The sequence below is a fragment of the Neobacillus drentensis genome, assembly GCF_036966985.1.
GTDB classification, from domain to species: Bacteria; Bacillota; Bacilli; order Bacillales; family Cytobacillaceae; genus Neobacillus; species Neobacillus drentensis_E.
On sequence record NZ_JBALSN010000512.1, the window covers coordinates 1,942 to 6,836 of the forward strand.

The following is a 4,895-nucleotide window of genomic DNA, read 5'->3' on the forward strand; positions in this document are numbered from 1 at the left end:
ACTGAGATAAAGGAAACACGGAGAGCGTAGCGATCCGATGTTGACTTATCGTAGGGAAAAGAGCGAAGTCCACTAGCCGTTGGGCGATGAAGCTAGACATTGATCAAATATATATAACAAAGAAGGGAATAGTTGGATGACTCAAAAAGTAGCACTCATCACTGGAAGCAGCAGGGGTATCGGTAAGGCGACTGCTCTTCGATTAGCTGAAGCAGGATATGATATTGTCATTAATTATGCTAGAAGTAAAAAATCAGCTCTAGAGACAGCGGAACAAATAGAGGCACTAGGCAGAAAAGTACTAGTTGTTAAAGCAAATGTTGGCGATGTAGCGAAAATAAAAGATATGTTTACCCAAATAGATGCAGAATTCGGACGTCTAGATGTGTTTGTAAATAATGCTGCCTCAGGCGTACAACGACCAATAATGGAACTTGAAGAAAATCACTGGGATTGGACTTTAAATATTAATAGCAAAGCCTTGCTGTTTTGTGCCCAAGAAGCTGCCAAATTAATGGAACGAACTGGCGGCGGGAAAATTGTCAGCATTAGTTCTCTTGGTTCGATCCGCTATTTAGAAAATTACACGGTCGTTGGTGTTTCCAAGGCGGCTTTAGAAGCACTAACTAGATATTTGGCGGTTGAACTAGCCACTAAAAATATCGTCGTTAATGCAGTTTCAGGTGGCGCAGTTGATACGGAAGCATTAAAGCATTTTCCAAATCGTGAAGAACTGCTTCAAGAGGCCAAAGAAAAAACTCCTGCAGGACGAATGGTAGAAATTGAGGATATGGTAAATTGTGTTATGTTCCTTTTATCAGATGAGTCAAGCATGATCAGGGGGCAGACCATCATAATTGATGGTGGAATTTCATTACTCGTTTAATTATTTTTAAATAATATTTTTTGCGGATAATCTCCACGAAGCATGGACAAATTATATTCGTGGAGGTGATTAACATGGCAAATTTCAATCAACAGCCAAACAAAACTTCAGCTGGAACTAACATCCAGGAAGTAAGACAACAAAACGCTCAATCTCAATCTGGGTCACAAGGCTCATTTGGAACTGAATTTGCGAGCGAGACAAATGCTGCTGAAGTAAGAGCTCAAAATGCTCGTTCTGCTGCTGGTACAGCAGGTGCTGCAAGCTCTTCAGCTGCTGCTGGCTCATTCGGAACTGAATTTGCGAGTGAAACTAATGCTGCTGAAGTAAGACAACAAAACCAACAATCTCAAGCACGTAAAAACCAAGGCAATGGCCAATTTGGTCAAAGCTAATAATAGTTAAACAAAAAGAAGACACTCTAGATTCGAATAGAGTGTCTTCTTTTTGTCCTGAAGGTTAAAAAGCAACCTTCTGGCCGGCTCGTCTAATGCCTGTCGCCCCTGTTCAAGGCGCCTCCGCTTTTCTACTTTCGACAAAACTTCTCTAATGTCTACATTAATTTTCAAAGGAGAATACGACTTGTTCAAGAATACATATTAGGAACAAATAAGAAGGCGGTGAGGGAAATGGATCATTTTAACAGATTAGTTTCCGAACAATTGGTGACGATGGATAAATTATTATATCTTCAAGGAGAACTTGAGCGTTGTCAACAAATCGAAGTGGAGCTTCAGACATTACAGAAGTCGACGGATCTTGAAAGTATACAATCAGAGATTCGGCTGATGAAAGATGAGTTAAAAGAGATCCAGTCCATTTTTGAAAAGCAGACAGAAGAAGTAATCAATTCCTATCGGGAAATGAACTTAACACCCTCCTTTTAGGTGGAAAATAAGGAATCTCCTTAAAAAATTCGCAAATTTTTACAAAGAGCCATCGAAATATGGCTCTTTTGTTTTAAAATCTGTTCTCAACCGTTATAATAATAATAAATAGGAATTGTACTTTGTTACCTTTTGTCATTATTTATCTAACGGTTTCAAATAGGGTTACAAAGCGTTCAGGAATGAAGGTAGGGGAGAAACATGGGCGTACCCATCGAAGGTGAACCAATGCAAATACATAGCTATAAGCACAATGGGCACATCCATCGCGTCTGGGAAGAAACAACTGTTTTAAAAGGGACACAGAATTTGGTTATTGGAGGCAATGACCGAACACTAGTGACAGAATCAGATGGCAGAACGTGGATAACCAGAGAACCAGCCATTTGTTATTTCCATTCACAATACTGGTTTAACGTAATTGGAATGATTCGTGAGGATGGTATATATTATTACTGTAATATCAGTTCCCCTTTTATTTTTGATGGCGAAGCACTAAAGTATATTGATTATGACCTAGATATTAAGGTGTTTCCAGATATGACTTTTAATTTACTAGACGAAGATGAGTATGAACGTCATCGCCGTGAAATGAATTATCCAGATCCAATTGATCAAATTCTAAAAAGAAATGTTGAAAAACTGATTCAATGGATTCGGCAACGGAATGGCCCATTTGCACCAGATTTTATTGATATTTGGTATGAACGTTATTTAACATACAGACGTTAGATGGGTAAAGAGGATATTACGCGCCTGTTGATGTAATCAACAGGTTTTTATTTGCTTTTCTGGAAAGGGAACCAACTGTGTGATTTTATTATTGTAAGAAACTAATTGTATCATTGGCTTCTTATTATTTTTTGAAAGGAGGGCTATTTTGAGCAGTATTCTAAGGTATCTGCAATTTGTAAAACCGTATCGGCTTCAGGTGATTGGGACAATCATTATTGGGGTAATTAAATTTTCTATTCCGCTAATGATACCACTATTGATTAAATATGTTGTTGATGACATTGTGGGTAGTCATACTCTATCTCATGATGAGAAGATTGAAAAACTCTTGTTCATTATGGTTATCATGCTAGTTGTTTTTGTTATCCTGCGACCGCCGATTGAATATTACCGTCAATATTTTGCCCAGTGGACTTCAAGCAAAATTCTATATGATATTCGTGATTCAATGTATACCCACATTCAAAAGTTAAGTTTTAAATATTTTTCAAATAATCGTGCAGGGGAGATAATCTCACGTGTCATTAATGATGTTGAACAAACGAAGACATTTGTCATTTCCGGATTAATGAATCTTTGGCTGGATATTGCCACAATAATTATTGCCATTATTCTTATGTTTTCAATGAGTGTTAAGCTGACGTTTGTATCGATATTGTTGTTTCCGCTATACGCCTTTTCAATTAGATATTTTTTTGGGAATCTACGTAAGTTGACTCGGCAACGGTCACAAGCACTTGCCGAGGTTCAAAGCTATTTACATGAGCGTGTTCAAGGTATGCCTGTAATTAAAAGCTTTGCGATAGAAGATTTTGAACAGGGTCAATTTGATAAGCAAAATAAAAACTTCTTGGAAAAGGCTTTGCAGCATACTAGTTGGAATGCAAAGGCATTTTCTGCAGTTAATACCATTACAGATATTGCACCATTAATTGTTATTGGCTATTCTGCTTATCTTGTGATTCAGGACCAGCTATCCTTAGGGACGATGGTTGCATTTTTTGCCTATATTGATAAGCTCTACAATCCATTACGAAGATTGGTTAATTCCTCAACAACAATCACTCAATCATTTGCATCAATGGACAGGGTATTTGAATTTTTAGACGAGAAGTATGATATCGTTGATGCCCCAGATGCACAAGTTTGTAATCAAGTACATGGTGATATTTCATTTGAGAATGTGTCTTTTAGCTACGAAGCAAACGAAGAGATGGTTTTGAAAGATATAACTCTGCATGTAAAAAAGGGAGAAACAATTGCTCTAGTAGGAATGAGCGGCGGAGGGAAGTCGACGCTTGTTAGTTTGATTCCCCGTTTTTATGATGTGACAAAGGGAAGAATCACATTAGACGGGAGAGATATCAGAAACTTTAAGGTTCAATCTTTACGGGACAAAATTGGTGTGGTTTTTCAGGATAATCTCTTGTTTAGTGAATCGGTAATGGATAATATCTTATTAGCAAAACCAGATGCATCTGCAGAAGAAGTATACAGGGCTGCAAAAGCTGCTAATGCCGATGAGTTTATCTTGAACCTATCTGAAGGGTACAATACCAAGGTCGGCGAACGAGGTGTTAAGCTTTCAGGAGGGCAGAAACAACGAGTTGCGATTGCCCGCGTCTTCTTAAAAAATCCGCCTATCTTAATACTTGACGAGGCAACATCAGCTCTGGATTTGGAGAGTGAGCATGCAATACAAGAATCACTAGAAGCGTTAGCTAAGGACAGAACCACCTTTATCGTTGCACACCGATTGTCAACCATTACTCATGCCAATCGAATTGTACTGATTGAACATGGTCAAATTGTAGAAATAGGGACACATGACGAGCTAATGGCGAAACAAGGGAATTATTATAAACTTTTTCAAGTCCAACAATTAGAACAAAAAGAAACCGAAGCAGAATAAATGCTTCGGTTTCTTTTTTATAGAATATCTTCCTCAATTGATACTTCATTATGATGGTACGAATGAAAACTTGTAATTAAGGTATCTAAGTGTTCAACCTGTTCACCATAATCGATAATCGAGGCTATGATTTGCATTGTATGATATTGATGAGGACCGTCTTGCTCAGCAAATTCTTGCTGGTGAAGTAAAAATAAATCAAAGAGTTGCCTTTTATTTAAGCAAACGGTATTCTCTGAATCAGTGGGAGGGTTTGGAATTTTACCAATGAATCTAAGCATTAGTTGTTCATGATGGTAAATGAGACAATCCAATTGTTCCTGAATGGCTTGTTGAAATGACTCTGGAAGATGTAGTAATTCATTCTCAAAACGATGAAGCCGTTTTAATGTATCAAGTGCCTTTTTGGCAGCTGAGTGCATTTGTCTATAAATAACAAGCTTACGTGATTTTTCTAAGCTTTTTTTCTTAAAAT

General features: G+C 37.7%; 5 protein-coding genes and 1 pseudogene. 5 read left to right on the top strand and 1 reads right to left on the bottom strand.

Translation table 11 applies throughout. The features are described from left to right. Positions 1-136 precede the first annotated feature (136 nt). From fabL to V7659_RS26865, 5 genes are all read left to right on the top strand, one after another. Positions 137-886, top strand: a complete 750-nt coding sequence (gene fabL / locus V7659_RS26845) for an enoyl-[acyl-carrier-protein] reductase FabL (protein WP_335543135.1) — start codon at positions 137-139, stop codon at positions 884-886. A 74-nt stretch (positions 887-960) separates the two neighbouring features. Further along, a complete protein-coding gene (locus V7659_RS26850; protein WP_283877839.1) occupies positions 961-1,281 on the top strand; it encodes a gamma-type small acid-soluble spore protein in 321 nt (106 codons plus the stop codon). A 234-nt stretch (positions 1,282-1,515) separates the two neighbouring features. Then, positions 1,516-1,773 (top strand): YgaB family protein, encoded by a 258-nt coding sequence (locus V7659_RS26855; RefSeq protein WP_335543136.1) that lies wholly within the window; start codon positions 1,516-1,518, stop codon positions 1,771-1,773. A gap of 201 nt (positions 1,774-1,974) precedes the next feature. Next, positions 1,975-2,505, top strand: coding sequence for a nucleoside tri-diphosphate phosphatase (gene ntdP, locus V7659_RS26860; RefSeq protein ID WP_098576231.1), 531 nt, complete (start codon positions 1,975-1,977; stop codon positions 2,503-2,505). A gap of 148 nt (positions 2,506-2,653) precedes the next feature. Further along, on the top strand, positions 2,654-4,420 hold the full coding sequence (locus V7659_RS26865; RefSeq protein ID WP_335543137.1) for an ABC transporter ATP-binding protein: 1,767 nt from the start codon (positions 2,654-2,656) through the stop codon (positions 4,418-4,420). 17 nt (positions 4,421-4,437) lie between these two features. Here the strand turns inward: V7659_RS26865 and V7659_RS26870 are convergent. Continuing rightward, positions 4,438-4,895: pseudogene (locus V7659_RS26870) on the bottom strand (aromatic acid exporter family protein); the annotation flags it as partial.

Coding starts and splice junctions, on each gene's coding strand:
- V7659_RS26855 (WP_335543136.1), top strand. CDS start 1,516: ATGGATCATTTTAACAGATTAGTTTCCGAACAATTGGTGACGATGGAT.
- V7659_RS26850 (WP_283877839.1), top strand. CDS start 961: ATGGCAAATTTCAATCAACAGCCAAACAAAACTTCAGCTGGAACTAAC.
- fabL (WP_335543135.1), top strand. CDS start 137: ATGACTCAAAAAGTAGCACTCATCACTGGAAGCAGCAGGGGTATCGGT.
- ntdP (WP_098576231.1), top strand. CDS start 1,975: ATGGGCGTACCCATCGAAGGTGAACCAATGCAAATACATAGCTATAAG.